The sequence below is a fragment of the Modicisalibacter coralii genome, assembly GCF_004117855.1.
In the GTDB taxonomy this organism is placed as follows: domain Bacteria; phylum Pseudomonadota; class Gammaproteobacteria; order Pseudomonadales; family Halomonadaceae; genus Modicisalibacter; species Modicisalibacter coralii.
Genome location: NZ_QWBW01000013.1, coordinates 23,554 through 49,586 on the forward strand (window position 1 = coordinate 23,554; position 26,033 = coordinate 49,586).

The following is a 26,033-nucleotide window of genomic DNA, read 5'->3' on the forward strand; positions in this document are numbered from 1 at the left end:
GAGCACTCTAGCCAAAAATGTCAGCGAACAGGTCGCCACCATTAGCGCCCGCCGCCGGCGGCGCCGGCGGAGGATCGCATCGCTTGCGCAGTTCGATGCAGGCATCGCGTATCCATTGCGGAATCTCCGCCTCCGTGCATTGGGCGAGAAACTCCGCAATTCCCCAATTTCCCTTGGACCAGCCAAAGTATGCCTTAAGAGCGTCGACAGCTTGAGCTTTGGGGTCAGGATATTGTGCGAGTAGATGCGGCGGCCAATCTAGCATCTCTGCGAACCGCCCAAGCGCGGCCGCCGTTGTGTTGTTCAGCACCAGATCCTCGATACCCTTTTCCTCGTGCATGAAAAGATGCTCAACTTGCGCCTCGATAGCTCCTTTGGCGGCATCGGTCTGCTTATCGCAAACCGCGAAGGTCCGCTTACCAAGACCTCGGTAAAGCAATGCCAGATCGGCAATCTGGCTTTCGCTACCGGCGTCGATGATGCACAGCCCCAACGCTTCCAGAGATGAATAGATTGCCGGGTTCAACTCCGCTAGCCGGCGCGCCGCTGCCGGAAAGGCGGTCGCCTCGGTCGCGCCCTCTGCGATTAGCACCCGCCGGGCGAGCAGCCCTTCGCAGAAACGTGTGCGGAACTCCTGGCGATAGCGCTTGTGTTTCACGCTGTCAGGCAGCGCGATCTTCGCTTGGCTGAGGTCGCCGCCGTCAGAACGCGCCAAAATTACGGTTTGCTCCAGCCCGAACTCCTCCAGCACATAGGGAGAGTGGGAGGTGATGATCGACTGCGCGGAGAGCTTGCGTAGCTCATGCACGATGCGCTTCTGCGCATAGGGCGGGATCGCGGTCTCGACCTCCTCCATAGCGAAGATCACGTTCTGCTTGTCCTCGGCAATTTGCGAAAGCATCGCCAGCACCAGCATGTTGATGGTGCCCGTGCCCTGTCGGTAGAACGGTGCCGCATGGTCGCCGTTGCCCGTCGCTATGAACGCGGTCACGACCTTGCGCAGATGCTCACGGGTGAGGCTGGATACTTTGAGGTGCGGTTTCGCTCCCCATTCTTGCGGGACATATTTTTTCAAAGACGTGTTGATGCTTTCCAAGACGCCGGAAATCCCCAGCTCCGGGTCACTCGCCACGTCAAAGCCCGCGAGCGTCGCGATGGTTGCTTCCCACATCTGCGGCCGGATTTCCTTTAGGCGCAGGATAATGTCGAGCAGGCTGCCATGTTCGAGACTGAGAGCGCGTGATCCGGTCCTGAGCGAGCGCAGATAGAGGAACCCGCAATGCTGCTTGTCCTTCTTTGAGAAGGTCGCTGGGGGATCGTCCTCCGTGAGACTGCGCGTGTAGTAGGTGTTGCCGTCGAAATCATCCTCATCGACGTTGTATTCGCCAATGAATGTTACGCGCAACGCTGCCACGATTGCGGCGGCATCGACACCTGCTGGGTTAGCCTCTGCATAAAGATCGCCGGTCTCGACGTTCAGCCACTCGATATGTCCGCCGAACCGCGCCTGCTGTTCGATGGAGAGGTGAACGATAGTGACGTTAATCCTGATCTTGGGGGCATCGTCCTCGACGGCGTTCTCGCCCTCCAGCACGGCGGCGACATAACGACCCTGCCAGAAATCATGCTCATCCACGGGTGGACGACGGTTGAGACGATCCGGTCCCAGAACGAGGTCGATGGCCTCGATCACCGACGACTTTCCCGTATTGTTGTCACCGATGAGCACCGCATGATCGGGCAACACGATTGTAGCCGTGCGGATGCCACGAAAGTTCTCGATGGCCACAGAATAGATTTTCATTGCTCGCCCCCAAACATGGCAAGGTCGCTCGCCCCACTCACGCACTTCTTCCTTGTTTGCCCACGACCCGCCGTATCATTTCGATATTCGATTTCACGGTGCTTAGAAAGACTGAGCCTAAATCTCAGTTGCAAGGCGAAGCGGACCTGCTGCGCGGACGAGGCGCTTCCGCATGGTCACGTGAAGACCTCGCCCGGCATTATGCGGCTATCAGTGTGTCAGGGTCTTCGGCTTTCCGGTTTCCCACATCCTGATCCTGTTCATACACCCGGCCGCCGCTTTGCTCTGGCCGGGCCGGTTGCTTGGGGGCGCTGCCCCCTGGCGCGGCACAAGGGCGGCCGGGCGGTATCCCCGACCTTCCGCGCAGATGCCAGCATCGCACCTTCGTCACGACTTCGATCCGCTTGTGCAGGCCGGGTGATCCCCCTCCGCCCGTCCGCCCTTGCGCCTTGCACCCCCCGGTCTCGCCGACGGGCAGGGTTGCAGCGCAGCGCTGCGCTCCAACCCAAGCCCATGAAAGGAAAGACCATGAACACCAAACCACAGACCTCGACCGTCCCCGAACATGGCGAAACGGTTTTCATCCCGCTCAACAAACTCAAGAAGCACCCGCAGAATGCCCGGAAGACCCCGCATAGCGAGGCGTCCATCGAGGCGAAGGCGGCGAGCATCGCGGCCAAAGGCATCCTGCAAAATCTGGTGGTGGAGCCTGAGCTTGACGCGGAAGGCGAGCTGACCGGCTGCTATCTGGTGAGCGTCGGAGAAGGCCGCAGGCTGGCGCAGTTGCTGCGCGCCAAGCGCAAGGAGATCAAGCGGACCGAACCGATCCGCTGCGTCATCGACACGGCGAACGATCCCGCCGAGATCAGCCTTGACGAGAACGTGACCCGCGAAGACCTGCACCCCGCCGACCAGTTCGAGCGCTTCCGCGAGCTTGCGGAAACGCGCGGATGGGGTGCGGAGGAAATCGCCGCCCGGTTCGGCGTCACCGCGCATGTGGTGAAGCAGCGGCTTCGCCTCGGCACGGTCAGCCCCAAGCTGATGCAGATTTACCGTGATGGTGATCTGACCCTGGATCAGTTGATGGCCTTCGCCATCACCGAGGACCATGCCCGGCAGGAACAGGTTTACGAAAACCTGTCCTACAACCGCGAGCCGTGGATCATTCGCCGCGACCTGACCGCCAGCAACGTGGCGGCGACCGACCGGCGCGCGATCCTTGTCGGGGCGGAAGCCTATACGGAGGCAGGCGGCACCATCATCCGCGATTTGTTCACGGAGGATCGCGGTGGCTTCTATGAAGATGCCTCGTTGCTCGACCGGCTGGCCCTCGACAAGCTGGAAGGCATCGCGGCGCAGGTGCAGGAGGCCGAGGGATGGAAATGGGTTTCGGCCCATATCGACTGGCCCCATGCCCATGGCCTGCGCCGCACCTATCCGCAGCCGGTGGAGCTTTCGGAGGCAGACGAAGCCGCCTACGCCGCCGCGCAGGAGGAACTTGAACGCCTCTCGGCGGAATGGGAGGACGCGGAGGTGGACCTGCCGCCGGAAGTGGATCAGCGTTTCGCGGAGCTTGAAGCCGAGATCGAGCGCATCGACGCCAAGCGTTATGCCTATGAGGCCGACGAGATCGCGCGCGGTGGCGTGTTCGTGGTTCTGACCCATGACGGAGAAGCCCGGATCGAGCGCGGGTTCATCCGGCCCGAAGACGAAGCCCCGGAACCGGAGGAAGAAGAAGCGGGGGACGGCAGCACCGTTTTCGACGGGGTGCGCGTCAATGGCGATGGCGAAATCATGGACGGCGACGAACATGATTGCGACGGCCATCCCGTTTCCGACCACGGGCGGGAGGACAAGGACGCGGAGGAAGACGGCAAGCCGCTGTCGGACTCGCTCATCCGCGATCTGACCGCGCATCGCACCCTTGCCCTGCGTCTCGCCCTTGGCGAGCAGCCGGACATGGCCTTGATCGCCGTCACCCATGCGCTTGCCGCGCAGACCTTCTATCGCGGCGGCGGGGATGCCCATTGCCTCGAAATCCGCCCGACGAGCGGCTATCTCGCCAGTCACGCGGACGGGATCGAAGACACGGCGGCGGCGAAGGCATTGGAGGATCGCCATGCCGGATGGGCGGCGGACATGCCGCGCGAGGTGGCGGAGCTTTGGGGCTTCATCGCCGGTCTGGACCATGCCAGCGTCATGGCGCTGTTCGCGCATTGCGCTTCGCTGACCGTCAATGCCGTCAAGCAGCCATGGGAGGCCCACAAGCGCCATACCCTTGCCACCGCCGACAGGTTGGCGACGGCGGTTGCGCTCGACATGACGGCGCACTGGACCCCCACGGTTCGCGCCTATCTCGGGCGCGTCACCAAGGCGCAAATCCTCGCCGCCGTGCGGGACGCCCTTGGCGACGAGGCGGCGGAGCGGATCGCGGACAGGAAGAAGCCGGAAATGGCGGAAGCCGCCGAGCAACTTCTGGCCGGAACCGGCTGGCTGCCGCCCGTGCTGCGCACAGAACGGCCCGCATGGCTGACCGACGAGCAGTCGGAACCCTCCGCCATCGAAACCGAGGACGTGCCAGAGACCGAGAGCGCCGAGGCCACGGAGGACGAGGCTTTCCCCGTCGCGGCGGAATGAAAGGTGGGCCGGGATCGCGCGAGCGGTCCCGGTCTTCCACCGAAAAAATCGCGGCCGCGCGGCTTCCCCGCGCGGCCGGATGACCTCGACAGATTGGAACGATAACGGCACCATGATGTGCAGCGACTTTTTTGACAACTGCGCGAAAGGCGGTGCCGAAAAGGTAAGGGAACAAGATCATGGTTGCCGTCATGTTCATGAGCGTTGCGCTGGTCGCGCTTCTCTGCCTTCTCGCCTACACGCTCGCCATTTACGCGCTGCCCTTCTTCGTCGGGCTGGCCGCCGCGCAGTTCGCCTACCAGACCGGCTCCGGCCTGATCGGCGCGGGGCTGGTCGGGCTGTTCTCCGCAGGCGTCGCCTTCGGCATCCTGGCCGTGCTGTTCGAGACGATCCGCACACCTATCATCCGCCTGATCGTGGCGCTTGTCTTCGCCGCGCCCGCCGCCGTGGCCGGTTATGCATTGGTCCATGGCATCACCAAGGAAGCCGTGCCGTCCGAAATCTGGCGGCAAATCTTCTGCATCGTCGGCGGCGGATGCGTCGGTATAGCGGCATGGATGCGACTGGCGGCGGGCGTCGGCCAGCCCGCGGGTTAGCCGTGTTGCGCGATGCTGATCCTACCTTCGCCAGTTCTGTTTGAATTCATCGTCAAACCACATCTCCACGTCGTAAGAGACGGAGGTGGTGGTGCGAAAATTGAGATAGGATGAATAATCCTGCTGGACCCATGACAGGAAGCTGCCGAAGCTCAACTGGTCTGCCGGAGTGGACGAAAAGCCAGATTCTTTCCGCCATTGATGGCACAAATGCCGGATAACTTGCTCGCATTCAGCTTTTTTCACGCATCGTCCCCGTTCGCCGCGAAGATTATGATTTCAGGCTCCCAACCGGCAGGAAGCTCCGGCGGACTCACCGAGTCCAGATCGAGGCGGATAAACGACTTGAGAATCGACTGAAACGTGTCCGTATCCCGCGCCCAGTGAATGACGCCATCGAAATCTTTGGCGAGCTTGTGCGTCAAGTCGAGTGAAGACCGCCGATTGACCCCAACAGGACTGTCCACCTGCACGATGGCGATCCTGTCGCCGCCAACCCATCGCACGATGTTTTCAGGGAGTTCATGCGCATAGTTGCGACGGCCATCCCAAACGGCGGTTCTGATGACTTTTCCGGCAGGAGTTCCAACCCGGAATATCCATGGCGAGTCTTCCTGCGTGACACCGGATGCTGGATAGAATCTGGGCGGCGGCGGTCGATTGAGCATCGCAGCTTTTTGTTCGCGTATCTTGCGCCGCTGCGCTTCGGTCAATCGGCCAAGCAAAGCGCCGCCTGGATCGAACTGACGGATATGTTTCGAGTAGGAAACTTCTGCGGTGCCCGCATCGTAAACATCTGAATTCGGGAAGGCGAACAACAATACCTGCCCCGTGAAGCTGCGTAGATGCCGCATCACGATGTCCCATGCGATGTCGTCGTGAACGATAGGCACAATGTGAAGCGCGGCTCCGGGCGCTTCCATCGACAGTCTTTCGATGACGGCGATACCAACAGCGCTGAAGGATTCTCCGTCACCGAGGCAGAATCCGACATGGAAGGTCCGCTCACCAACGACTGCTCTGAACGCGCGCAAGATGACCTGCGTCGTGTCCGGTATTGTATCATCACCTGTCAGTTCGCGAATGCGTGCTCCGTCAATCTCCGCCGCCGGCTGCAGAACGTGAAGATTTATCGTGCCGTTGTAGCGATCAGAATCCGGCCAAGCAGCCCGTTCTTGCTTCTTTCGCTTGGCTTCACCCATCGCATTTCTCCCAAACTCTAGCTAAACGCCGCGACCACGGTTTCGATAGGCAGGAACAGCGTCCGGCTGTCTTCGGGATATTCGACGAACTCGGCACAGCGCAGATAGAAGCGTTTGGCCGCTTCATCCTTCGCCTGGACCATCACGGCCCCGATGCCGATGCTTTGCGAAGCCAGCGCGATCCGGCGCAGCGCGTCCGCCAAAAGGTCCGCGCCGAGACCCTTTCCGGCGTGGTCGAGGTCAACGGCCAGCCGGCCGACGACCGAGACCGGAATCTGGTCGGGCGCGTTGCGCCGCACCTTGCCGGGCGCCGCACCGCGCTCGACCGACCCGGCCGAAATGCAAAAATAACCGACGACCTGATTGCCCACGCACACGACATAGGTGCGCGAGAACCGGCTTTCGTTCTTCAAGGCCCGGTGGCGCAGCCAGTCGTTCAACGCAGGCTCACCGCAGTCGAATGCCGCAAGGTCATGCTCTGCCGTCAGAGGAACAGGAGCAGACAGTGGCAATTCGGGATGGTCGGGCGTGTCGTCTATTTCTGCCATGCCGGGGTCCGGCGCAGCAGGGCTTTGAGCTTCGGCCCCGGTGCGGGCGGATTGTCGAGCGCTTGCATGAAGGCGTCGTAGCGCTCGGGGTCGAGCGTGAACAAGCGCTGGTCGAGCAGCACATCGACCGCTTGCCGCCGGGCGCTTTCCACCATGAACTCGGTGCGCGTCTTGCCGAGCACCGCCGCCGCATCGTCGATGAGCTGGCGCGTGCCAGTCTCGATCCGCAGATTGATGCTGCCCTTGGTGTCAGCCGCAGAGGCACGAACTGCAACGGCGGTGGTCGCAGAACGGGCAGAGTCCGAAGGGGCGATACGAGCTTTGGTCATGATCGCAATATGAGTGCTCGTATCCACAATGTCAATACGGCAGGAGGAAGGGAAGGCTTGGGCGTTCCCCTTCGGGCCGGGCTTTCGGCTGCGCCGGAACCACGCCTCTGGCGCGTTTCCGCCATTCGGCTTAAATCCCTAACGCAAGGGGGCGGCGGCGTCCATTTCGCGGTAGGCTCCACACGGATAGACGGGAGCAATCCGAGGCGTCGATCCCGGTCGCCGCGGCAGGCCCATGAGATTGGGCTTTCCATTCACTTCAACTGGCAGGCGGATCAGCGCCGGGAAGCTGGAACCATCCACCTGGCCGAGCATGGCGCAACGCCCGCAAGCGACGTTCCAGCCGCATCGGACACGGCAGCACCGGCGAAGGTCAGACGAGACCACACCCGCAGGCCCACACTGGCGACAGCACGAATTGGCCTTGCCGGTCGGATCAGGGAAAACCGCAGCCAATAAACCCGCGTAGAGTCCCCGATTCCGGCGAGGCACAGGACGGCCGTCATTGCCGTATTCCACGCGATTTCCTGTGATGGGCGCTCCATCCGCGTCCTCGATCTGGCAAGGTCTGACCGAAGACCGGCTTCGCCTCGCTCGTCTTCCCGCAACGTCCGCCGCCAGCTTTTTTCCGCCGCCCAACCACCCCATACGGCAGGCCGCATGGGGACCCCGGATTGGCTTTGCAGCGCGAAACAAAAAAGCCGTCGTCGGCCGCCTTCCACTTGTGTTCCAGCCCCAAGGGGTGCGGGGCCGATCGTCCCCGGTCTCACGACCGCCATCGAGGTCGCAATGGTGCGGCCCGACAGGAAAAGGAATACGATAATGGCAACCATCGGCACCTTCACCCAGAACGAGAACGGCGCGGGCTTCACCGGCGCGGTCAAGACCCTGACCCTCAACGTCAAGGCCAAGTTCACCGCCACCGAGAGCGACAGCGAGCGCGGCCCCGACTTCCGCATCTTCGCCGGAGCCACCGAGTTCGGCGCGGCCTGGAAGAAGATCGCCCGCGAGACGCAGCGCGAATACCTCTCCGTCAAGCTGGACGATCCGAGCTTTCCGGCACCGATCTACGCCAGCCTGGTCGAGGCCGAGGACGGAAAGTCCCACAATCTCATCTGGTCCCGCCGCAACGGCGACTGAGACCGAAACCCGAGATCGCCCCGCTCATCCGAGCGGGGCTTCTTTTTTGCTCATGGCCGCCGCCTATCAAGGAACAAGGAGATCGGGATACACGGCTTTCCGGTTTTCAGGCTTTGCGTATCCCGATCAGATCTTATCCCCCGGCCGCCGCTTTGCTTTGGCCGGGCCGGTTGCTTGGGGGCGCTGCCCCCTGGCGCGGCACAAGGGCGGCCGGGCGGTATCCCCAGCCTTCCGCGCGGATACATGCTTCGCATCTTCGTCATCACTTCGATCCGCTTGTGCAGGCCGGGTGATCCCCCTCCGCCCGTCCGCCCTTGCACCTTGCACCCCCCGGTCTCGCCGACGGGCAGGGTTGCAGCGCAGCGCTGCGCTCCAACCCAAGCCCATGAAAGGAAAGACCATGAACACCATGACCCTGAACCATCAGCAGAAACCCGTTTCCAAGGGCTTCCGCGTGGACATTTCACGCGGCGAGAATATCGGCCGCGTTTCGTCGGAATGGTTCTCGCGCCCGGATGATGAACGCTATCTGTCGCTGACCGAGCTTTACGGCGCCGTGAAGTCCCGCGCGGATCGCGCCAAGGCCCGCACCGTGGAGAGTCGCGCTGTGCGCGTGGAAGCCAGCCGCGACGATGCGGAACGGCTTTCGCTGATCGTCCCCGGACAGGAGCAGCCCGTCGCCCCGACGCATTGGAGTTTCGGGCAGCTTTGCAGCCTCGTCGGCGCACCCGCCCGCTACCTGCGCGACCTTCCCGCACCGCTGGCGGGCATCAATCTGCAACATGGCCTTGTCAGCCATCGCGGCGAATTGGTGAAGACGCTGGAAACCGAGGACGGGCGCGTTGAGCTTCGCGCCGTGACCGGCCCGGACTACGGGCGCATCTGGGATCACGAGCTTGTCGCCGCCGTCATGAAGATCGCGGGCAATGGCGTCGGCGATACCATGTGGAAGGTGCCGGGCGTTCTGGATTGGGCGACCATGACGCACAATCCATTCGTGGACGTGACCAAGGACACGACAACGCTTTACGCCAGCGACCGCGACGTGTTCCTGTTTCTGGTGGACGATACGCACCCAATCGAGGCCGGACGCCTGCCGAACGGCGACCCCGACCTTTATTTCCGGGGGTTCTATTGCTGGAACAGCGAAGTCGGATCGAAGACCCTCGGCATCGCCTCTTTCTATCTCCGGGCGGTTTGCATGAACCGCAACCTTTGGGGCGTGGAAGGGTTCGAGGAAATCAGCATCCGGCACAGCAAGTTTGCCGCGCAGCGTTTCGCCCATGAAGCGGCCCCGGCATTGACCAGCTTCGCCAATTCCTCACCCGCGCCGTTCGTGGCCGGAATCAGGGCGGCGCGCGAGCGGATCGTCGCCCGCACCGATGAGGACCGCGAAACCTTCCTGCGCAAGCGCGGGTTCAGCAAGGCCGAGACCGGCAAGATCATCGAGACCGTGTTGCAGGAGGAAGGCCGCCCGCCCGAGAGCATCTTCGATTTCGTGCAGGGCATGACGGCCCATGCCCGCAGCAAGGTCCATCAGGACAGTCGCCTTGAACTGGAGGCGAAGGCCAAGACCTTGCTGGAGAAGGCCGCCTAATCAGCAGAGCCGCGCAGCCGGAAACCCGGTTGCGCGGCTTTCTGCTTTTCAGGCTTTCAGGGTTCCAAAATTTTCCGCCGATCCGGCGACGCGGATCGGCGTTGCGGCCATGCCCGATCACATGGCCGCGCTCGCCGGGCTGCGCCAGGCTCGCAAAATCACGCAAACACTGTTAAGAATAAAATAACTATAAGTGTTCTGGATATACGAACAACGTTTCAGATCATACAGACTATTTCCCGCATAGATCGTGCCCGAAACTCCTTGGTCCGGGTGTCTTCCCAAGCACCCGTGAGTAAAGGGAGGGTGCGCCATGCTGAAGATCAATTGGCGGGCGCCGGCGGCCTACAGGCACACGCGAAAGATTCCCGCCGCCGGATTCGCCTGGGAGTATCTGCGTCGCAACGACGACTACCGAGAGGATTTCCGGCTTCTCGTCCGCGCGAAGCGCCCGGATGCGACCGAGCTGGAAGCCTTCGCCCGACGCTGGGGCTTGCGATTTCCCGCACGATCCCGACGCCGCGCCTGACCGCGACCCGCTGTTCTGGTCGCCCCGGTTTCAGCCGCAAGCCGTCAAACTCGTGCCGGCCGAGCCGGATGAGGCGGCAAGCCAGCCGACCGTCGTTCTCGCCCATCTCGACGGCCTCGACCTGCGCCGCGCCGCCGATGGCTGGCACGGCATCTGGCAGGCGGATGGCGTCGAGCACCAATTCTGGCTGTCCCAATCCGTGCCGGATGCGGCGGCGTTCTACGCCGTCGAACTGCCTCTGGACGACTTCATGGAGCTTCGCGTCCATGCGGCGCGGCGTCTCTGGCGGTCCATCAAGGGCCGAACGCCTGGCCCCGACTTCCGCAACATGCCCGCCCAACTCCGGCAATGGCATATCCTGTCCCTGCGCGCGCTCGACGCCCGGCTGCGCGGCGAGAGCTATCGCACCATTGCCGAAGTCCTGCTTGGCTTTCGGGGCGCTAAGGAAGATTTCGAGAGCGACCCGAGCAAGAACAAGGCGCGTCGCCTCGTCGCCCACGGCATCAGGATGATGCGCGGCGGCTACCGGCTCCTGCTGCACTATCCGATTAAGGTCGATTCGTAGTCGCGCCGAAGACTTACCGTCATCTATGAATGGTCTCACGCCTTGTTGGCCGCGGCCTGTTCCAGTATCCGCTTGTAACCCTCACGCGAAAGCCATTGCGCGCGTTCGAGATGGCTTTGCCAGCATCGGCGTGTCCTGAACTCGTCGCCGACCGGATCGCGGTGCAGCACGATTTGCGCCACTTCCTTCCAGTCCGCGCCTTCCGCCTTCGCGTCGAGCAGCCGCAGATAGGTCACGAAATGCGCTTCGTCATAAGGCGTGATGTCGTTTCCCGCTGGCGCTTCATCGTCCACATCGGGATCGAGTTCGACGGGCGTTCGCATCGTCGTTCCCCTTCTACCCGGAAGAGCCGTGGCTTGCGGTGCGCCCCCGCAATTGGCCCCTCTGACCTGGTGATCGGGGAGTTAGTAACCGTCACGAAACGGCCCCGTGGCCTTTAGGCGGGCAGCCCTGGACATGCGCCACGGGCTCCCCGACCATAAGGTCAAGGAGTGTGGTGCCGTCATGGCCAGCACCAGCCATTCGTGAGGGGTTACTAAGCCCCAGAGCAGCGCGTCTGCTCCGCGTTCAGTCTTACCTGACCCGCACCGGATTGTCTTCGCCGAATTGGCGCGCGCGCCACTGACACGCCGAATCTCTCCATCTTTTCAGTCTGATCCCGCCCCGGAGGGGGTGCCGCCAGCGCGGTAACGCAAATGCGGCACGCTACAGGCCGCCGGTCCCTCGCCATGGTTCGCCATAGCGCGCCGCCCTCATCGGCAGCGCCATTCACTGACGAACCGGAGGTAATCCATGGCAAACCGCCGCAATGCGGACCTGCCGCCGCGCCTTCTGCGCACACAGGAAGCCGCACGCTTCCTCGGCATTTCGATCCGCACCCTCGAAAAGCACCGCACCTACGGAACCGGCCCGCTCTATCGAAAGATCGGCGGCCGTGTCCTCTATACCCTGCGCGATCTGGAAGACTGGAGCGCCATCGGCACGCGCAAATCCACCAGTGACACAAGCGCCGGCACCGTCTTCGCCGCACGCCCGCTCACCCCCGAAGAGCGGGACGAATGCTGAATGTTGCGCGACGATGATGACAGCCCCCCGCAGCCGACCGACACCAGCGAGCGCAGCCGCCTCGACCCCTTCGTGGTCGCGACCGGCGACGCTGCCCCGCGCGACCAGCGCGATCTGATGGAACGGCCGTTCTTCTCGCTGGCGAAGCGCCCGCGCACAAAACCGATCCTCTATCAAACCGCCGATGTCGAGGTGCAGGTGTTCGCCATGCCCGAGCACGGCATGGCAACAATCTGGGATGCCGATGTGCTTATCTGGGCCGCAAGCCAGATCGTCGCGGCCGAGAACGACGGGTTCACCACGTCGCGCTTCTTCCGCTTCATGCCCTACCAGCTCCTGCGCGCCGTGGGGCGGGCCACCGGCAACCGGGATTACTTGTTGCTCAAGGCCGCGCTCGCCCGCCTGCAATCCACCGTCATCGCTACGACGATCCGCAACGGTAAGCATTGGCGGCGGCGGCAATTCTCATGGATCAACGAGTGGGAAGAGATGACGACGCGCGCCGGCCGCGTCGAGGGCATGGAATTTGTCCTGCCCGAATGGTTCTACAACAGCGTTATCGACCGTTCGCTGGTGTTGACCATCGACCCGGCCTATTTCCGGCTGACCGGCGGCATCGAACGCTGGCTCTATCGCGTCGCTCGCAAGCACGCCGGCCGCCAGCCAGAGGGCTGGGCGTTCGAGGTTTCCCACCTTCACCGGAAATCCGGCAGTTCGGCCCGGCCGTCCGATTTCGCACTCGACCTGCGCCGGATCGCGGCCCGTCAGTCGCTGCCCGGCTACGGCCTTCAGATCGAGTGGGAAGACGGGCGCGAATTGCTGCGCTTCGTCCCTGAAAATCTATCCACAGTGCCTGTGGAAACCCCTGTGAATCCTATCGGGACATTAGGCGCACGGACTATCGGGACATTAGGCGCAAATCGCGCGCCAGACTCTATAGAAGAATCTAACAATAAAACTAACTCTTCTTCTTTGACGCGGGCGCACGCGACCCATGGTGCCGGTGCCAGGTCTCTCGGATGGGGGCGAGGTGCGCCATGATCGTGGCGTTTCTCAACCAGAAGGGCGGCGTCGGTAAGACCACGCTGGCGCTGCACCTCGCCGGAGCCTGGGCGGCGCGAGGACGGCGTGTTGTCCTGATCGACGCCGACCCGCAAGGCTCCGCGCTCGACTGGTCTGAGCGGCGCAGCCATGAAGGGCTGCCGAGGCTGTTTAGCACCATCGGCCTGGCCCGTGACACGCTGCACCGGGAAGCCCCGGAACTGGCCCGCAACGCCGACATGATCGTCATCGACGGGCCGCCGCGTGTCGCCGGTCTCATGCGCTCGGCATTGCTCGCCGCCGACCTGGTGCTGATCCCGGTGCAACCATCGCCCTTCGATGGCTGGGCCTCGGCCGAGATGCTGGCGCTTCTGAGCGAAGCGCGCATCTACCGGCCCGAACTGGCCGCCCGTTTTGTCCTCAACCGTTGCGGCGCTCGCACCATCATCGCCCGCGAAACGGCCGAGACGCTTGCCGATCACGATCCGCCCTTGCTCGCCGCCACCATCGGCCAGCGCGTCGTCTTCGCCGATGCCGCGCAGTCCGGCCGGCTTGCATCCGAGATCGACGACGACAGCCCGGCCGCGCGCGAGATCACGGCGCTGGCCGCCGAGATCGACCGGCTGCACATCGGGAGGACCACGCCATGACCGGGCGCATCCGCAAGCCCGGTTTCGCATCCCGGCCGGGCAATCCCGATAGCTGGATCAAAGCGGCCGAAACGCCGCCGGGTGGCAAGCCCGCCGGCGAGGCGTTCACCGCCCGCCTGACCATCGACATCACGCCCGCGCTGCGCGGCCGCATCAAGGTCGCGGCCTTCCGGCGCGGCATCACCGTCACCGACATGCTGCGCGACCTGCTCGCCCGCGAATTTCCATCCTCCGAGGGAGATCAACCATGACCGGCAATGCGGCGCATCGCTTGCACGGCCGTCCGCTGCCGAACGGACCCGCACCTTTCACCACCTTGGTCGAACTGACTTTCCAGAAGCGCAAGGTCGAGCACTGGATACGCTTCGGCCGCAAAAGCTTTGAGACGATCCTCGACCGCCGCCGCAGCATCGTCGGCTTCGCACCGGGCAGCATCTTCGCCTTCGTGCGATGGGCGTCCGGCGAGCATGGCACGATCATTTCCCGCATCGACATCCTGCGCGCGGTTCGTGGCGGCGAGCCGTTCCAGACGCTGCCCTTCGTCCGCCCCGGCGGCGACATCCTGTTGCGTCTCGATAGCTGGGCGAAGGTGCAGCGCGCCTTGCAGGCCATCGACGCCGTGGAAGCGCTCGGCCTCGATCCGGCCGACATATCCCCGGAGCACTGGCGGCACGTCCACAACCGTCTGACTGCCGGTCTGGAGCCGCACGCCTATACCCCCGAGCGGCACGCCGCCTGGCTCGGTCGCCAGAGGATCGACCCATGACGCGCCGCCGTATCCTCACGGTAACGGCGTTGGCCGTCACGGGCATCGCAGCCGCCAGCGTCGCCGATTGGCCTGCGAAACTGATCTGGAACGCGACCGCCAGCGCGCCCATCGGCTTCTACACCGTCGAACCGGCCGACGCGCTCGACGTGCCGGACCTGGTCGCCGTCATGCCGCCCGAACCGCTGGAGCGATTCATGGTCGAACGCGGCTATGTCGGGCGCGGCGTGCCGCTCCTGAAGCGCGTCCTCGGACTGCCGGGACAGCGGGTTTGCCGTTTGCGATCCACGATCACGGTGGACGGGATCGAGATGGGCGAGGCGCTCGACCGCGACCGGATCGGCCGCGATCTGCCCGTCTGGAAAGGCTGCCGCGTCATCGCCTCCGGCGAAATCTTCCTCATGAATTGGGAGGTCCGAGACAGCCTCGACGGCCGTTATTTCGGTTCTCTCCCTGCAAGCTCTGTCATCGGCCGGGCGGTCCCGCTCTGGACCGATGAGGACGGCGACGGCCGCTACGAATGGCGTGCAACGACCCAATGACCGCTTCCCATCGGCGGGAGCGGTGCCCGCCGATGGTCTTTCCAACCTCACCGCCAAGGAGACTGTCATGCCCCAGATTGGTGAATTTGCGCGCGACGAGGCCGGCTTCATCGGACACTTCGGGACGCTCTTGCTGCATCGGGACATCATCATCGTCGCGGCAGAGCCGTCCGACGCGGAGAACGCACCGGATTATCGTGTTCACCTCTTCGACGGCATGAGCAACGAAACCGGCCCGGAGGTCGGCGCGGCCTGGAAACGCACCGGCGAGAAGGCCGGCGAATATCTCTCCGTGCTGCTGGACGATCCCACATTCCCGCATCCGATCCGCGCCAACCTGTTCCGCGACGACGACGCGGGCGCGTCGTGGTCGCTGCACTGGAGCCGCCCGAAGCCGCGCGACGAGCGGGACTAAGGCCATGCGATCCCGCGTCATCCCCGCGCTCAAAACCCTCATCCCGTTGTTCGCGGAAAAGCCGTCTCATCCCGTCGTCCCGCTCAGGCGCAAGACGGCCGGTGCGCGCAGCGAAGGTCAGGGGCGGCGTTTCGCCGGCGCTTGCGCCTTGCCCTTGACCGCAGCGAGCACGCTGGCAGGCTGGCGGCGTGTCGGAGACAGGGCGGCATGGCGTTATGTCGTTCTGCTGACCGCCGCCATGCTGTCGGTCGGCGCGGGATCGACAATGGCCGTTGCGCAATCGACGCCGATGGTCCGAACCGCCGCCGTCGATCCCCACGCCGCCCACATTGCCGAAGCGGCGCGGCGCTTCGGCATCCCCGAGCACTGGATTGACGCCGTTCTGCGCGCCGAAAGCGCGGGCGACGTGCGCGCGGTGTCGTCTGCCGGGGCGATGGGGTTGATGCAGGTCATGCCCGACACCTGGGCGGGCCTGCGCATCCGTCATCGGCTCGGCCGCAATCCCTATGACCCGCGCGACAACATCCTCGCTGGCACGGCTTATCTGCGCGAGATGTTCGACCGCTACGGCAATGTGGCGGCCATGCTTGCGGCCTACAATGCCGGTCCCGGCCGTTATGACGAATACCTTGCGACCGGCCGCGCATTGCCACCGGAGACGCGCGCCTATGTCGCCGCGCTCGCGCCGATTCTCGGCGGCGAGGCTTCTCCCGATGCAGCACCGCCGCCGCCCGACTGGCGCGAAGCCCCGCTCTTCGTCACGCGCCCGGCCGACGCGCGGTCTGTCGCCGCGCCGCCATCCGGGGCGCAATCCGGCGACGGCCGCGCAACCGTTCCGGTGCGCGGTCCCGTCGATGCGGAGCCGGAAACCGGCGGCATTTTCGTGGCCCGCGCCGACAACGAGGAAACGCCATGAGGACGGCGTTGCTGCGCACGGCGCGATCCGTTCCAGTGTCCAGTCAGGCAGGTTTGCGCCTGGCTGGAATCCCGGCGGGAAAGGCGGAAAGGGCGATAAGCAGGGAGGGCAAGATTGAAGGAACCGGCACCATGTCGGGCCGAGTTCCGGAATTGTTGTTGTCTGCACACTGGTTAGGCCGCCGTTTCCGGCACTGTTGCTTTGAGGCGGGGAGCGCCGCGATTTCGCGCAACGCCTTGGCTTTACGAGGTTTCGACCGGCACCATGGCCGCCGATTGCCCGATTTTCCGCAATTTCGGCCGGAGGCGCATCCATGAGCGCCGACGACGAAAACCGCTTCCGCCCGAAGCCCGGCCGCATCCGCTCGGACACGCCGCGCGCGGGCAAGACAAAGAGCTTTCTTACCCAGGCCAAGAAGATCGCCCGGCAGCAGCGCCGCACCGCGCCCCGCGTCAGTTTCGGGACGGTGGCGTTCACGCCCGCAACCCCGGCGGGTTCGGGTGTTGTCCTGTCGAGCGGCAAGGGCGTGAAGCGCGGGCGCGGTGCGGTCTTCGTCCGCACCCGCAATCTCGGCGGCGGCTGGCATCACCGGCAGCCGGGAGCGAGGCGCGTCATGGTCCAGCAGCGCTACATCCTTCACCCCGGAAAGGGCCGGAAGGCGCAATCCCATCTGCGCTATATCCAGCGCGACGGCACATCGCGCGACGGCGAGCGAGGGCAGCTTTATTCGCGCACCGAGGACTGCGCCGATGGCGACGCCTTCCTTGAACGCGGCCAGGACGACCGCCACCAGTTCCGGTTCATCGTCTCCCCCGAGGACGGGGCGGAACTGTCCGACCTCACGGCCTATACCCGCGACCTCATGGGCCGGATGGAGGCTGACCTCGACACCCGGCTCGATTGGGTCGCGGTCAATCACTACAATACCGGCCATCCCCATGTGCATGTCATCGTCCGGGGCAAGGACGATCTGGGCGAGGATCTGGTCATCAACGGCGACTACATCGTTCATGGTGTTCGCGAGCGGGCCAGCAAGTTGGCGACGCTGGAACTCGGTCCCGTTCGGGAGATCGAGCAGACCCGCAAGCTCACCGCCGAGATCGACCAGGATCGTTTCACCCGCATCGACCGGGCCATGGTCGAAGAAGCCGACGGACGGTTCCTCGACCTGCGCCACAAACCGGGGGAGCCAAAGCGGCAGTTCGAGCGCACGCTTCGCCTGCGCCGGCTGTCCAAGCTGGGGCGGATGGGCCTCGCCACCGAACACGCGCCCGGCGTCTGGGAATTGAACGAAAAGCTGGAACCGACCCTGCGCGAACTGGGCGAGCACGGCGACATCATTCGCACCATGCAAAGATCGCTCGCCGCCGATGGGCTCGAGCGCGACCCGATGACCTTCCGCATCCATGAGGGCGCACCCGCTGCACCCGTCACCGGCCGCGTCCTCGACAAATATCTCGCCAACGAGCTGGGCGACAATCTCACCGTCGTCGTCGACGGGATCGACGGACGGACGCACCACATCGCCAACATCGACCCCACGCAATTGGAGGACGCCCGGATCGGCGGCGTCATCGAGATCAGCCGGGCCGAGGTAACGGCCCGGCAGTCCGACCGCACCATAGCGACAATCGCCGAGGACGGTATCTATCGGCCGAGCCGCCATCTGGAGCAGGCGAAATTCGAGGGCCGCGTTCCGGGCGGCAACTATGAGGGCTATGTCGATACCCATGTGCGCCGGCTGGAGGCGCTGCGCCGGGCGGGGATCGCGGAGCGGATCGACAGCAACCAATGGCGCATCCCCGAGGACTTCGAGAGCCGTGCCGCCGCCTATGATGCCCGCCGCACAAGGCAGGCCAGCGTTCGCCTCCTGTCGGCCTTCGATCTGCAAAAGCAGATCGGCGCGGATGGCTCGACCTGGCTCGACCGGCGGATGATTCATAGCGAGGTTACTGACCTTGCGCCGGCGGGGTTCGGTCAGGAGGTGCGCGAGGCCATCGATCGCCGCCGTGAACATCACGTCGAACAGGGCGACGCAACCCGCGCGCGGGACGGCCGCGTGTTCTACCGGCGCAACCTTCTCGCCACGTTGCGCGAGCGGGAGGTTGCCCGCGTCGGCGTGGAGATGGCTGAGAGCAAGGGACTGCCGTTCCGCGCGCCCACAGACGGCGAGAATGTCAGCGGCAATTTCACCGGCACCGTGCAGCTATCGAGCGGCAAGTTTGCCGTGGTTGAGAAATCCCATGAGTTCACCCTTGTCCCGTGGCGGCCGGTCATCGACCGCCAGCTCGGCCGTGAGGTCATGGGCGTCGTGCAGGGGGGATCGGTGTCGTGGCAGTTGGGAAGGCAGAGGGGAATAAACATATGACCCAAAACATGCCTACATATAGCGCCCATTACTTCTTCCCGACATCTAGCCGATCAAGGTGACACGTAAGCAATTCCATTGCGGCATCTCCGCTTTGAAGGCCTATCATCACGGCGGTGCTGAGGCCATGAATAAGCCCTAGTAGAACGGCAGCTTCGCTATCTGCGTCGAGTTCGATATCAAACTCACCCAGCGCCTTACCCTGCCGAAATAATGACAAAACATGTTGCAGTAACCGACTAGGTCCTGCCACGACCATGTGGTTCGGAATCTCTGGGTCCGTCTGCCCGAGGACCGCATAGGCTGTCCAAAGAAGATGAAACTCACGCTTCTGTCTGTCGGTCGGCAAGGCTTCGGCGAACAACGCCCTCAAAGTTTCCTTAGCAGTCGATGCTTCTGGCAAACTATGGACACGTTTCTCCCAGCGTTCGTTGCTCACGTTTTCCAGCATAGCGAGGCCCGACTGCATCAGCCCAGCCTTCGTCTTGAAATAGTACTGCACCAGACGAAGCGAGATCCCTGCTTCGGCAGCGACAGAGCGCATGGAGACCGCGTGTAACCCGTCTCGTACAGCCAAGGTGACAAACGCGCCTAAGATCATTGATCGGCGCTCATCGTGGTCAACAGTCTTTGGCATCCAGGGGTCCTTGGTTCTTGTATGTTTATATGATACGACTGTATCATAAAAATCTAATTGTGTCTTCTGGTGTCGTAAACAATGTCGTCAGCTCCCCCCACCATTTCACCTCGTCTCTGGATGGTCGCCGCAGTCACGGGGTGCGGCGCGTTCATAGCGATGCTCGATTCCACTGTCGCCAACCTCGCAATCGACGCAATCAGCAGAGAATTTGGAGCGCCATTGGAGGACGCGCAGTGGGTCGCTACCAGCTATCTCGTAGCGCTTGCGCTCTCACTCCCTTTGTCGGCGTGGCTCTCGCGCAGATTTGGATCGCGCCGCGTTTGGGTTACTGCACTCCTTACGTTCGTGGCTGCGTCAATATGGTGTGCGCTATCGCGCGACATGGCGACACTAACCGTCGCCCGATGCCTGCAGGGGCTGTCTGCCGGTTTGATGGTGCCGACTGGACAGGCGATTCTCAGCGAGGCCGCCAATCGTCAACAGCTCGGCCGATTGATGGGAACGGTAGGTTTTGCGGTTGCACTTGGTCCCGCGCTTGGTCCGGGGCTTGGCGGGGTGTTGATTGACGGCCTGTCTTGGCGCTGGTTGTTTTGGATCAACGTGCCGGTAGGGATCGGGGCAGCGTTTGCCGCCAAATATGTGCTTCCACTGGGCGAAGCATCAAGCGCAGACCGGCTCGACACCACCGGGCTGATACTGATTGGGCTGGGCCTTCCGCTCGTGTTGTTTGGTAGCGCCGGAATCGGAGAGTCGGGCCTTACTCTCTCATCAACCTCTTCGCTGGGCGTCGGAATGGCTCTTACTATGGCGTTCGTTATACATGCACGCCGTTCAGAAGCACCGCTAATCAACATTCGACTATTCCGGCGAGCAGGCTTTGCCGCAGCCGTAGGCACTGCGGGTCTTACCGGCGCAGCCATGTATGGCGGCCTCCTTCTTATACCGCTATTTCTACAAGACAGTTTGCACCTATCGGCGACCGACGCCGGCTTGATGTTGTTCATAATGGGCATGGGAGCGGCAGTCGTCTTGCCAGTGGCGGGCAACGTGACAGACCGCTATGGCGCTCTCGCGGTCAGTTTGATCGGCAGCACCATCTTGTTGCTGAGCACGACAGCCTTCCTTTGGCCTTCGATGCTGTCGCTTGCATGGGCGCCACTGCTGTTTGCTCGTGGAGGCGGGCTGGCATTGGCTCAGATGCCTGCGATGACGGCGGCTTATGTCGCTGTCGGGAAGAATGAGACCGGCGATGCCGCTACAATTGTCAACATCGCACAGCGCATTGGTGGCGCTCTGGGCGCTATCACAACTGTCGTCGTTCTCGAGAAAGCCGCTAAGGCTGACAACCAGTTAGCATACGGTTGGGGCTTCGCTGTCTTAGTCACCTTCGCTGCCGGATCAATGGTTACGTCGATGCTCTTGAAACGGCCACTGACACAATCCGACAGGTGATGAGCGTTGCGTGGTCGTTTAGCACACGGGATCGATCGCTCATCGGGAGCGCAGACATCGCCAGGCCCGCGCCTTCTTCTCGCGTCGCCCATCCAGACGCTCGCTGTCACTGAATATCTGAACCTCAACAGCCTATCTGTAGCGTCCGGGCGAGATTCCCATAACGCGGCGAAACGTCGTGCTGAACGCGGCTTCGGACTCGTAGCCTACGGACAAGGCGATGACATTGACGCGATCGTCTGTTCGCCGCAGTCGGTCGGCCGCCAATCTCATGCGCCAGTTGATGAGGTAGTCGAGCGGCGTTCGTCCCACCCCGTTACGGAAACGCTCGGCGAAGCTGGTTCTCGACATGCCCGCGACGCCAGCGAGTTCGGCCAGGGTCCACTTCCGGCCTGGTTCGGCATGCATCGCGGCGATTGCTCGCGCAAGGCGTGGATCCGCCAAGGCGCCCAGCCAACCCGGCGTTTTAGTGCTTTCAGCCGCCATCCAGAGGCGGAGAACCTGCAACAACATGATCTGGGAAAGATGTTCCGCCATCAATGTGCCTCCCGGCGGTCGTGTCTTGAGTTCGTCTGCAAGTTGTTCCAGCGACCATCGCAGAACGGCCGCCTGAGCGGAAGCATCGTGAACATGGAGGACGGCCGGCAGGGCATCGAAAAGCAACGCTGCGTGATCGCCCTCGAAGGAAAAGCGCCCGCCGATCAAAAAGAAGTCGCCGCCACCATTATAGGAGGCGATACCGTCCACCGCCCGGTCGTAAATCGTTGGGGACTCTATCGCCGGCAGCGACAAATCGGTCGCAAACTGGAAGGGACGGCCCCGCGTCAGAAGGAAACAATCACCGGCTTCGATCCTCTGAGGCTCCGAAGCGCCCTCGACCTGCACCCAGCACGACCCACGCATGACTGCGTTGAACTTGACCCCCTCATGTGCCGGAAAGCGGATCGCCCAATCGCCACCCGCTTCAAGGCCGGCACTGATCGCGCTTTTGGGCCTCAGCAAAGAAAGAACATCGGAAAGAGGGTCCAAGGCAACAAGTCCGAACGATCAAGAAGGATTTCTGTATTCTACAACATGGAACGTTCGCCTTCCAGCACCGATCTTCTGTGCATCGACGATAACAGGAGATACGCATGACCAATAACCAAAACCCCCTTGGCTCCGGCTTCGGTGCACGAACGACAGCTGGCGAAGTGCTCGACGGCATGGATTTATCCGGCAAGCTTGCCATCGTCACGGGCGGCCACTCCGGCTTGGGGCTTGAAACCACGAAAGCGCTAGCCAGAGCCGGGGCGACGGTGATCGTCGCCGCGCGCCATACGGCTTCGGCAATGGCCGCCATCGCCGACATTGGCGGCGTCAACGTCGAGCAACTGGACTTGTCGAACCTGGACAGCGTGCGATCGTTTGCCGACCGCATCCTGGCCGCAGACACCCACATCGACATGCTCATCAACAACGCCGGGATCATGGCCTGTCCGGAGACGCGCGTTGGTCCGGGATGGGAGTCGCAGTTCGCCACCAATCATCTCGGGCATTTCGCGCTGACCAATCTGCTCTGTCCAGTCCTGAGAGGCGGCGCGCGCGTGGTGTCGGTGTCCTCGGCAGGCCACCATCTTTCGCCAATTCGATGGGGCGACGTTCAGTTCGAGCTGGGCTACGACAAATGGCTCGCCTATGCCCAAGCAAAGACGGCGACGGTTCTTTTCGCCGTTCAACTGGACCGATTGGGCCACAGTGAAGGTATCCGTGCGTTCTCGTTGCACCCGGGAAAGATCTTCACACCGCTTCAGCGGCATCTGACGGAAGATGAGATGATCGGCGCGGGCTGGCTCGACGAGAACGGCGATCCGGCCGATCCGTCGTTCAAGACCTCCGAGCAAGGTGCAGCGACGGCAGTGTGGGCGGCGACTTCACCGAATCTCGACGGGCTTGGCGGCCTCTACTGCGAGGATTGCGATGTTGCCGGGCTTGCCGAAAGCGACGACGGCTCAATGGCCGGCGTGCGCGACTATGCCGTCGACCCCAAGGAAGCCGAACGGCTCTGGAAGTATTCGGCCGAGCTCATTGCGGCTTTTGATCTTCCGGCGATGACCGCTGAATGAGAGAGCAGTGAGCGATGCGGCGGCAGCGAAATTTAGCACCGATGATCTACCGCCCATGGGGAGTGCCGACCTCGCTGGGGTCGCGCATTCCACTCGCATCCCTGATTCAGACTCTCGCCGTCGCCGAACATCTCAACTTCCGCCATGCAGCGAATGCGCTCGGTGTCAGTGTATCGAGCGTAAGCACCCGCGTGAAAACCTTGGAGGAAGACCTCGGCATCCTCCTGTTCGAGCGTCATGCTCGGGGCGTCCGGCTCACCGAGGCCGGCCGCCGATTTGTCGAGCAGGTGTCTGTCGGCGTCGATCAACTCGACCATGCCGTGAAGACTGCCGGCATGGCGGCATCGGGCGAGTGTGGCCACCTGCGTCTCGGTATTCACGCTTTGATCCCGCGCAGTTTTCTCGCGAAACTGATCGCGCAATATCGGGACGCCTATCCTGGTATCGAGGTCGAGATTACCGAAAGCACGGCCCGCGATGCACTGACGCAATTGCGTTCTGACCGTCTGAACCTCGCGTTCATCGCTGGTCCGGCCGAGTTGCCCGATTTCCATTCCCGGCGCATCTGGACCGAACCGCTGGTGGCGGTTTTGCCGGAACGGCATCCGCTCGCCAAGCAGTCGGCCGTCACTTGGCCTGATCTGGTGGGCGAGACCTTCCTCGTGCGCCACGGCAGCACTGGCCCGCAGGCCTATGACCATATCATCCTGCGCCTCGCCGGGTGCTTGCCGCCGCCCTCGATTCAGCGCTTCGATGTGGGGCGCGGCACGCTGCTGTCCATGGTCGAGCAGGGTTTCGGCATCACCATCGTCGGGGCCGCCACCGCGTTGCTGCCGACGACCGGCCTCGTCTTCCTGCCGTTTGCCGACGAGCCGGAGCCGGTTTCGTTCTCGGCCATCTGGTCGCCGTTCACCCGAAGCCCGGCCATCCGCAACATGCTGGTCCTTGCGGGCAAACTGGGGCGCATCTGCGATTCGGCTCCCGGTGACATCCAGCACGAACCGCGCGACCGCCCGCAATGACGTGACCCGTCCTATTTGCCGCCGATAGTATCCGACAGCCCTCCCGTATCCGTTTTCCTGTTGCCTGTCGTGGATTTGCCTATTCTCTGATCGGCTCCGTCTCTTTTGCCGACTGGAGTCCGTATGCGCGGAGGCCGAATTCTTTGGGGTCAGATCGCTATCGTCTTCACCATCGTTCTGGTGATGACCTGGGCGGCGACACAATGGGTCGCCTTTCGCCTCGGCTTCCAGCCGCAACTTGGAGCACCGTGGCTAGAGCTGGCGGGTCTGCCGGTCTATTACCCGCCGGCCTTCTTCTGGTGGTGGTTCTCGTTCGACGCCTATGCGCCGGCCATCTTCGTCGAAGGTGCGATCATTGCCGCGTCCGGCGGTTTCATCGCTATCGCCGCCGCCATCCTCATGTCGGTTATCCGGGCGCGGGAGGCAAAGAACGTCGCCACCTACGGTTCGGCGCGATGGGCGGAAGATCGCGAAATCAGCGCAGCCTGTCTGCTCGGTCCCGATGGCGTGGTGCTGGGTCGATACGACCGCGAATATCTACGCCATGACGGACCGGAACATGTCCTTTGCTTCGCGCCGACCCGCAGCGGCAAGGGCGTCGGGCTGGTGGTGCCGACGCTGCTGACCTGGCCGGGAAGCTGCATCGTTCACGACATCAAGGGCGAGAACTGGACGCTGACAGCGGGTTTTCGCGCGAAGCATGGCCGCGTCCTACTGTTCGATCCGACCAACGCCAGATCGTCGGCCTACAACCCGCTGCTGGAGGTTCGGCAAGGCGAATGGGAAGTCCGCGACGTGCAGAATATCGCGGATATTCTGGTCGATCCCGAAGGCAGCCTCGACAAGCGCAACCATTGGGAAAAGACCAGCCATTCGCTTCTGGTCGGCGCGATCCTGCATGTTCTCTATGCGGAGAAGGACAAGACCTTGGCGGGCGTCGCCAACTTCCTGTCCGACCCCCGCCGTCCGGTCGAGGCGACCTTGCGCGCCATGATGGACACGCCGCATCTTGGGCCGAGCGGCGTTCATCCCGTCATCGCGTCGTCGGCCCGCGAACTGCTTAACAAGTCCGAGAACGAGCGGTCGGGCGTGCTCTCCACCGCCATGTCGTTTCTCGGCCTCTACCGCGACCCCGTGGTGGCGCGGGTTACGGCGCGATGCGACTGGCGCATTGCCGATCTGGTCGGCAGCCGCCAGCCCGTCACGCTCTACCTTGTCGTGCCGCCGTCCGACATAAACCGCACCAAGCCGCTTATCCGCCTGATCCTCAACCAGATCGGCAGGCGGTTGACCGAGGACTTGACGACCTCCGGCAAGCGCCATCGCCTGCTTTTAATGCTGGACGAGTTTCCAGCACTCGGACGGCTGGATTTCTTCGAGTCGGCCTTGGCCTTCATGGCCGGCTACGGCCTCAAATCCTTCCTGATCGCGCAGAGCCTCAACCAGATCGAGCGCGCCTACGGCCAGAACAATTCGATCCTCGACAACTGCCATGTCCGCGTCAGTTTCGCCACCAATGACGAACGCACAGCCAAGCGGGTGAGCGACGCGCTCGGCACCGCGACCGAATTGCGCGACTCCACCAACTATGCCGGGCACAGATTAGCCCCGTGGCTGGGGCATCTCATGGTCTCCCGGCAGGAGACGGCCCGGCCGCTGATGACGCCGGGCGAAATCATGCAGCTTCCGCCGACCGACGAAATCGTCATGGTCGCGGGCACGCCGCCGATCCGCGCCACCAAGGCTCTTTACTACGAGGATATACGCTTTACCGAACGCCTCCTGGCTCCGCCCGATCCGGCTGCCGACCCCGCCACGAACCCGTCATCCGACGATTGGTCGAGCCGCGTGGTCGCAGCGAATGGCGATGCCCAGTCCATGGCTAGCGAAACGGAGGACGACCCGGCCAATGCCGGCATCCGCCGCGAGCCGGAATTGCCCGAACATGAGGAAATCGCCCCGCCGCCGTCTCCAGCGCGGGAGTTCGACATCCTGGATGATGAACCGGACCTGGACGCTGCCAAGGCTCGCGCGCTGCGCCAGCGTATGCGCGCAGTCGCGCGGCAGGCGTCGATGAACCCCGATGACGGGATCGAGCTTTGAG

At 63.2% G+C, this 26,033-nt stretch carries 25 protein-coding genes and 1 pseudogene; 19 read left to right on the plus strand and 7 right to left on the minus strand.

What is annotated here, in order from left to right; all coding sequences use genetic code 11:
- Positions 1–7 precede the first annotated feature (7 nt).
- A complete protein-coding gene (locus tag D0901_RS08360; protein ID WP_129139851.1) occupies positions 8–1,804 on the minus strand; it encodes an ATP-dependent nuclease in 1,797 nt (598 codons plus the stop codon).
- A 528-nt stretch (positions 1,805–2,332) separates the two neighbouring features.
- Between D0901_RS08360 and D0901_RS08365 the strand changes: the two genes are divergently transcribed.
- Together D0901_RS08365 and D0901_RS08370 are read left to right on the plus strand one after the other, a co-directional pair.
- Positions 2,333–4,441 carry a ParB/RepB/Spo0J family partition protein gene (locus D0901_RS08365; RefSeq protein WP_129139852.1) on the plus strand — a complete coding sequence of 703 codons (2,109 nt, stop codon included), beginning with the start codon at positions 2,333–2,335 and terminating at the stop codon, positions 4,439–4,441.
- A 179-nt stretch (positions 4,442–4,620) separates the two neighbouring features.
- The gene (locus D0901_RS08370; RefSeq protein WP_129139853.1) at positions 4,621–5,037 is read left to right on the plus strand and encodes a hypothetical protein; all 417 of its coding nucleotides are present in this window, start codon (positions 4,621–4,623) and stop codon (positions 5,035–5,037) included.
- Between the two features lie 242 nt (positions 5,038–5,279).
- On the opposite strand, the gene D0901_RS08375 is transcribed toward D0901_RS08370, so the two are convergent.
- The 3 genes from D0901_RS08375 to D0901_RS08385 are packed head-to-tail and all read right to left on the minus strand — an operon-like array spanning position 5,280 to position 7,116.
- Positions 5,280–6,239 carry a hypothetical protein gene (locus D0901_RS08375; RefSeq protein ID WP_129139854.1) on the minus strand — a complete coding sequence of 320 codons (960 nt, stop codon included), beginning with the start codon at positions 6,237–6,239 and terminating at the stop codon, positions 5,280–5,282.
- 17 nt (positions 6,240–6,256) lie between these two features.
- The gene (locus D0901_RS08380) at positions 6,257–6,787 is read right to left on the minus strand and encodes a GNAT family N-acetyltransferase (protein ID WP_129139855.1); all 531 of its coding nucleotides are present in this window, start codon (positions 6,785–6,787) and stop codon (positions 6,257–6,259) included.
- Positions 6,775–7,116, minus strand: a complete 342-nt coding sequence (locus tag D0901_RS08385; RefSeq protein WP_129139856.1) for a type II toxin-antitoxin system TacA family antitoxin — start codon at positions 7,114–7,116, stop codon at positions 6,775–6,777. Before D0901_RS08385 ends, D0901_RS08380 begins: the two co-directional genes overlap by 13 nt.
- 822 nt (positions 7,117–7,938) lie before the next feature.
- On the opposite strand from D0901_RS08385, the gene D0901_RS08395 reads away from it, so the two are divergent.
- From D0901_RS08395 to D0901_RS08410, 4 genes are all read left to right on the plus strand, one after another.
- Positions 7,939–8,256, plus strand: coding sequence for a DUF736 domain-containing protein (locus D0901_RS08395; RefSeq protein WP_034827213.1), 318 nt, complete (start codon positions 7,939–7,941; stop codon positions 8,254–8,256).
- 400 nt (positions 8,257–8,656) lie between these two features.
- Positions 8,657–9,853: a DUF932 domain-containing protein gene (locus tag D0901_RS08400; RefSeq protein ID WP_129139857.1), complete on the plus strand. Its 1,197-nt coding sequence runs from the start codon at positions 8,657–8,659 to the stop codon at positions 9,851–9,853.
- Positions 9,854–10,166: 313 nt separating this feature from the next.
- Complete coding sequence (locus tag D0901_RS08405; RefSeq protein WP_036176795.1) at positions 10,167–10,382, plus strand: transcriptional regulator domain-containing protein; 216 nt, start codon at positions 10,167–10,169, stop codon at positions 10,380–10,382.
- Positions 10,309–10,947 carry a DUF2285 domain-containing protein gene (locus tag D0901_RS08410; protein WP_129139858.1) on the plus strand — a complete coding sequence of 213 codons (639 nt, stop codon included), beginning with the start codon at positions 10,309–10,311 and terminating at the stop codon, positions 10,945–10,947. The genes D0901_RS08405 and D0901_RS08410 overlap by 74 nt, the downstream gene beginning before the upstream one ends.
- A gap of 35 nt (positions 10,948–10,982) precedes the next feature.
- On the opposite strand, the pseudogene D0901_RS08415 reads toward D0901_RS08410, so the two are convergent.
- Positions 10,983–11,273, minus strand: a pseudogene (locus D0901_RS08415) (DNA -binding domain-containing protein); the annotation flags it as partial.
- 466 nt (positions 11,274–11,739) lie between these two features.
- Between D0901_RS08415 and D0901_RS08425 the strand changes: the two are divergent.
- From D0901_RS08425 to D0901_RS21235, 9 genes are all read left to right on the plus strand, one after another.
- A complete protein-coding gene (locus D0901_RS08425; protein ID WP_129139860.1) occupies positions 11,740–12,012 on the plus strand; it encodes a helix-turn-helix transcriptional regulator in 273 nt (90 codons plus the stop codon).
- Positions 12,013–13,053, plus strand: a complete 1,041-nt coding sequence (locus D0901_RS08430; protein WP_129139861.1) for a replication initiator protein A — start codon at positions 12,013–12,015, stop codon at positions 13,051–13,053.
- Positions 13,050–13,703 (plus strand): ParA family partition ATPase, encoded by a 654-nt coding sequence (gene parA, locus D0901_RS08435; protein WP_129139862.1) that lies wholly within the window; start codon positions 13,050–13,052, stop codon positions 13,701–13,703. Before D0901_RS08430 ends, parA begins: the two co-directional genes overlap by 4 nt.
- Positions 13,700–13,954, plus strand: a complete 255-nt coding sequence (locus tag D0901_RS08440) for a hypothetical protein (protein WP_129139863.1) — start codon at positions 13,700–13,702, stop codon at positions 13,952–13,954. The genes parA and D0901_RS08440 overlap by 4 nt, the downstream gene beginning before the upstream one ends.
- Positions 13,951–14,469, plus strand: a complete 519-nt coding sequence (locus D0901_RS08445; RefSeq protein WP_129139864.1) for a DUF2840 domain-containing protein — start codon at positions 13,951–13,953, stop codon at positions 14,467–14,469. Before D0901_RS08440 ends, D0901_RS08445 begins: the two co-directional genes overlap by 4 nt.
- Positions 14,466–15,011, plus strand: a complete 546-nt coding sequence (locus tag D0901_RS08450) for a S26 family signal peptidase (protein WP_129139865.1) — start codon at positions 14,466–14,468, stop codon at positions 15,009–15,011. Before D0901_RS08445 ends, D0901_RS08450 begins: the two co-directional genes overlap by 4 nt.
- A gap of 67 nt (positions 15,012–15,078) precedes the next feature.
- Positions 15,079–15,426 carry a DUF736 domain-containing protein gene (locus D0901_RS08455; RefSeq protein ID WP_129139866.1) on the plus strand — a complete coding sequence of 116 codons (348 nt, stop codon included), beginning with the start codon at positions 15,079–15,081 and terminating at the stop codon, positions 15,424–15,426.
- 4 nt (positions 15,427–15,430) lie between these two features.
- Positions 15,431–16,342: a lytic transglycosylase domain-containing protein gene (locus D0901_RS08460; RefSeq protein ID WP_129139867.1), complete on the plus strand. Its 912-nt coding sequence runs from the start codon at positions 15,431–15,433 to the stop codon at positions 16,340–16,342.
- A 1,135-nt stretch (positions 16,343–17,477) separates the two neighbouring features.
- Positions 17,478–18,710 carry a DUF3363 domain-containing protein gene (locus D0901_RS21235; protein WP_129139947.1) on the plus strand — a complete coding sequence of 411 codons (1,233 nt, stop codon included), beginning with the start codon at positions 17,478–17,480 and terminating at the stop codon, positions 18,708–18,710.
- A gap of 28 nt (positions 18,711–18,738) precedes the next feature.
- Here the strand turns inward: D0901_RS21235 and D0901_RS08470 are convergent, their stop codons facing one another.
- A complete protein-coding gene (locus D0901_RS08470) occupies positions 18,739–19,347 on the minus strand; it encodes a TetR/AcrR family transcriptional regulator (RefSeq protein WP_129139868.1) in 609 nt (202 codons plus the stop codon).
- 120 nt (positions 19,348–19,467) lie between these two features.
- Here D0901_RS08470 and D0901_RS08475 point away from each other — a divergent pair, with 120 nt between their 5' ends.
- Positions 19,468–20,802: a DHA2 family efflux MFS transporter permease subunit gene (locus D0901_RS08475; RefSeq protein ID WP_267899212.1), complete on the plus strand. Its 1,335-nt coding sequence runs from the start codon at positions 19,468–19,470 to the stop codon at positions 20,800–20,802.
- Between the two features lie 132 nt (positions 20,803–20,934).
- Here the strand turns inward: D0901_RS08475 and D0901_RS08480 are convergent, their stop codons facing one another.
- Positions 20,935–21,831: an AraC family transcriptional regulator gene (locus tag D0901_RS08480; RefSeq protein WP_129139870.1), complete on the minus strand. Its 897-nt coding sequence runs from the start codon at positions 21,829–21,831 to the stop codon at positions 20,935–20,937.
- A 104-nt stretch (positions 21,832–21,935) separates the two neighbouring features.
- Here D0901_RS08480 and D0901_RS08485 point away from each other — a divergent pair, with 104 nt between their 5' ends.
- From D0901_RS08485 to D0901_RS08495, 3 genes are all read left to right on the plus strand, one after another.
- Positions 21,936–22,907: an SDR family NAD(P)-dependent oxidoreductase gene (locus D0901_RS08485; protein WP_129139871.1), complete on the plus strand. Its 972-nt coding sequence runs from the start codon at positions 21,936–21,938 to the stop codon at positions 22,905–22,907.
- 41 nt (positions 22,908–22,948) lie between these two features.
- Complete coding sequence (locus tag D0901_RS08490; RefSeq protein WP_129139872.1) at positions 22,949–23,929, plus strand: LysR family transcriptional regulator; 981 nt, start codon at positions 22,949–22,951, stop codon at positions 23,927–23,929.
- A 123-nt stretch (positions 23,930–24,052) separates the two neighbouring features.
- Positions 24,053–26,032 (plus strand): conjugal transfer protein TraG, encoded by a 1,980-nt coding sequence (locus D0901_RS08495; protein WP_129139873.1) that lies wholly within the window; start codon positions 24,053–24,055, stop codon positions 26,030–26,032.
- Position 26,033 lies beyond the last annotated feature (1 nt).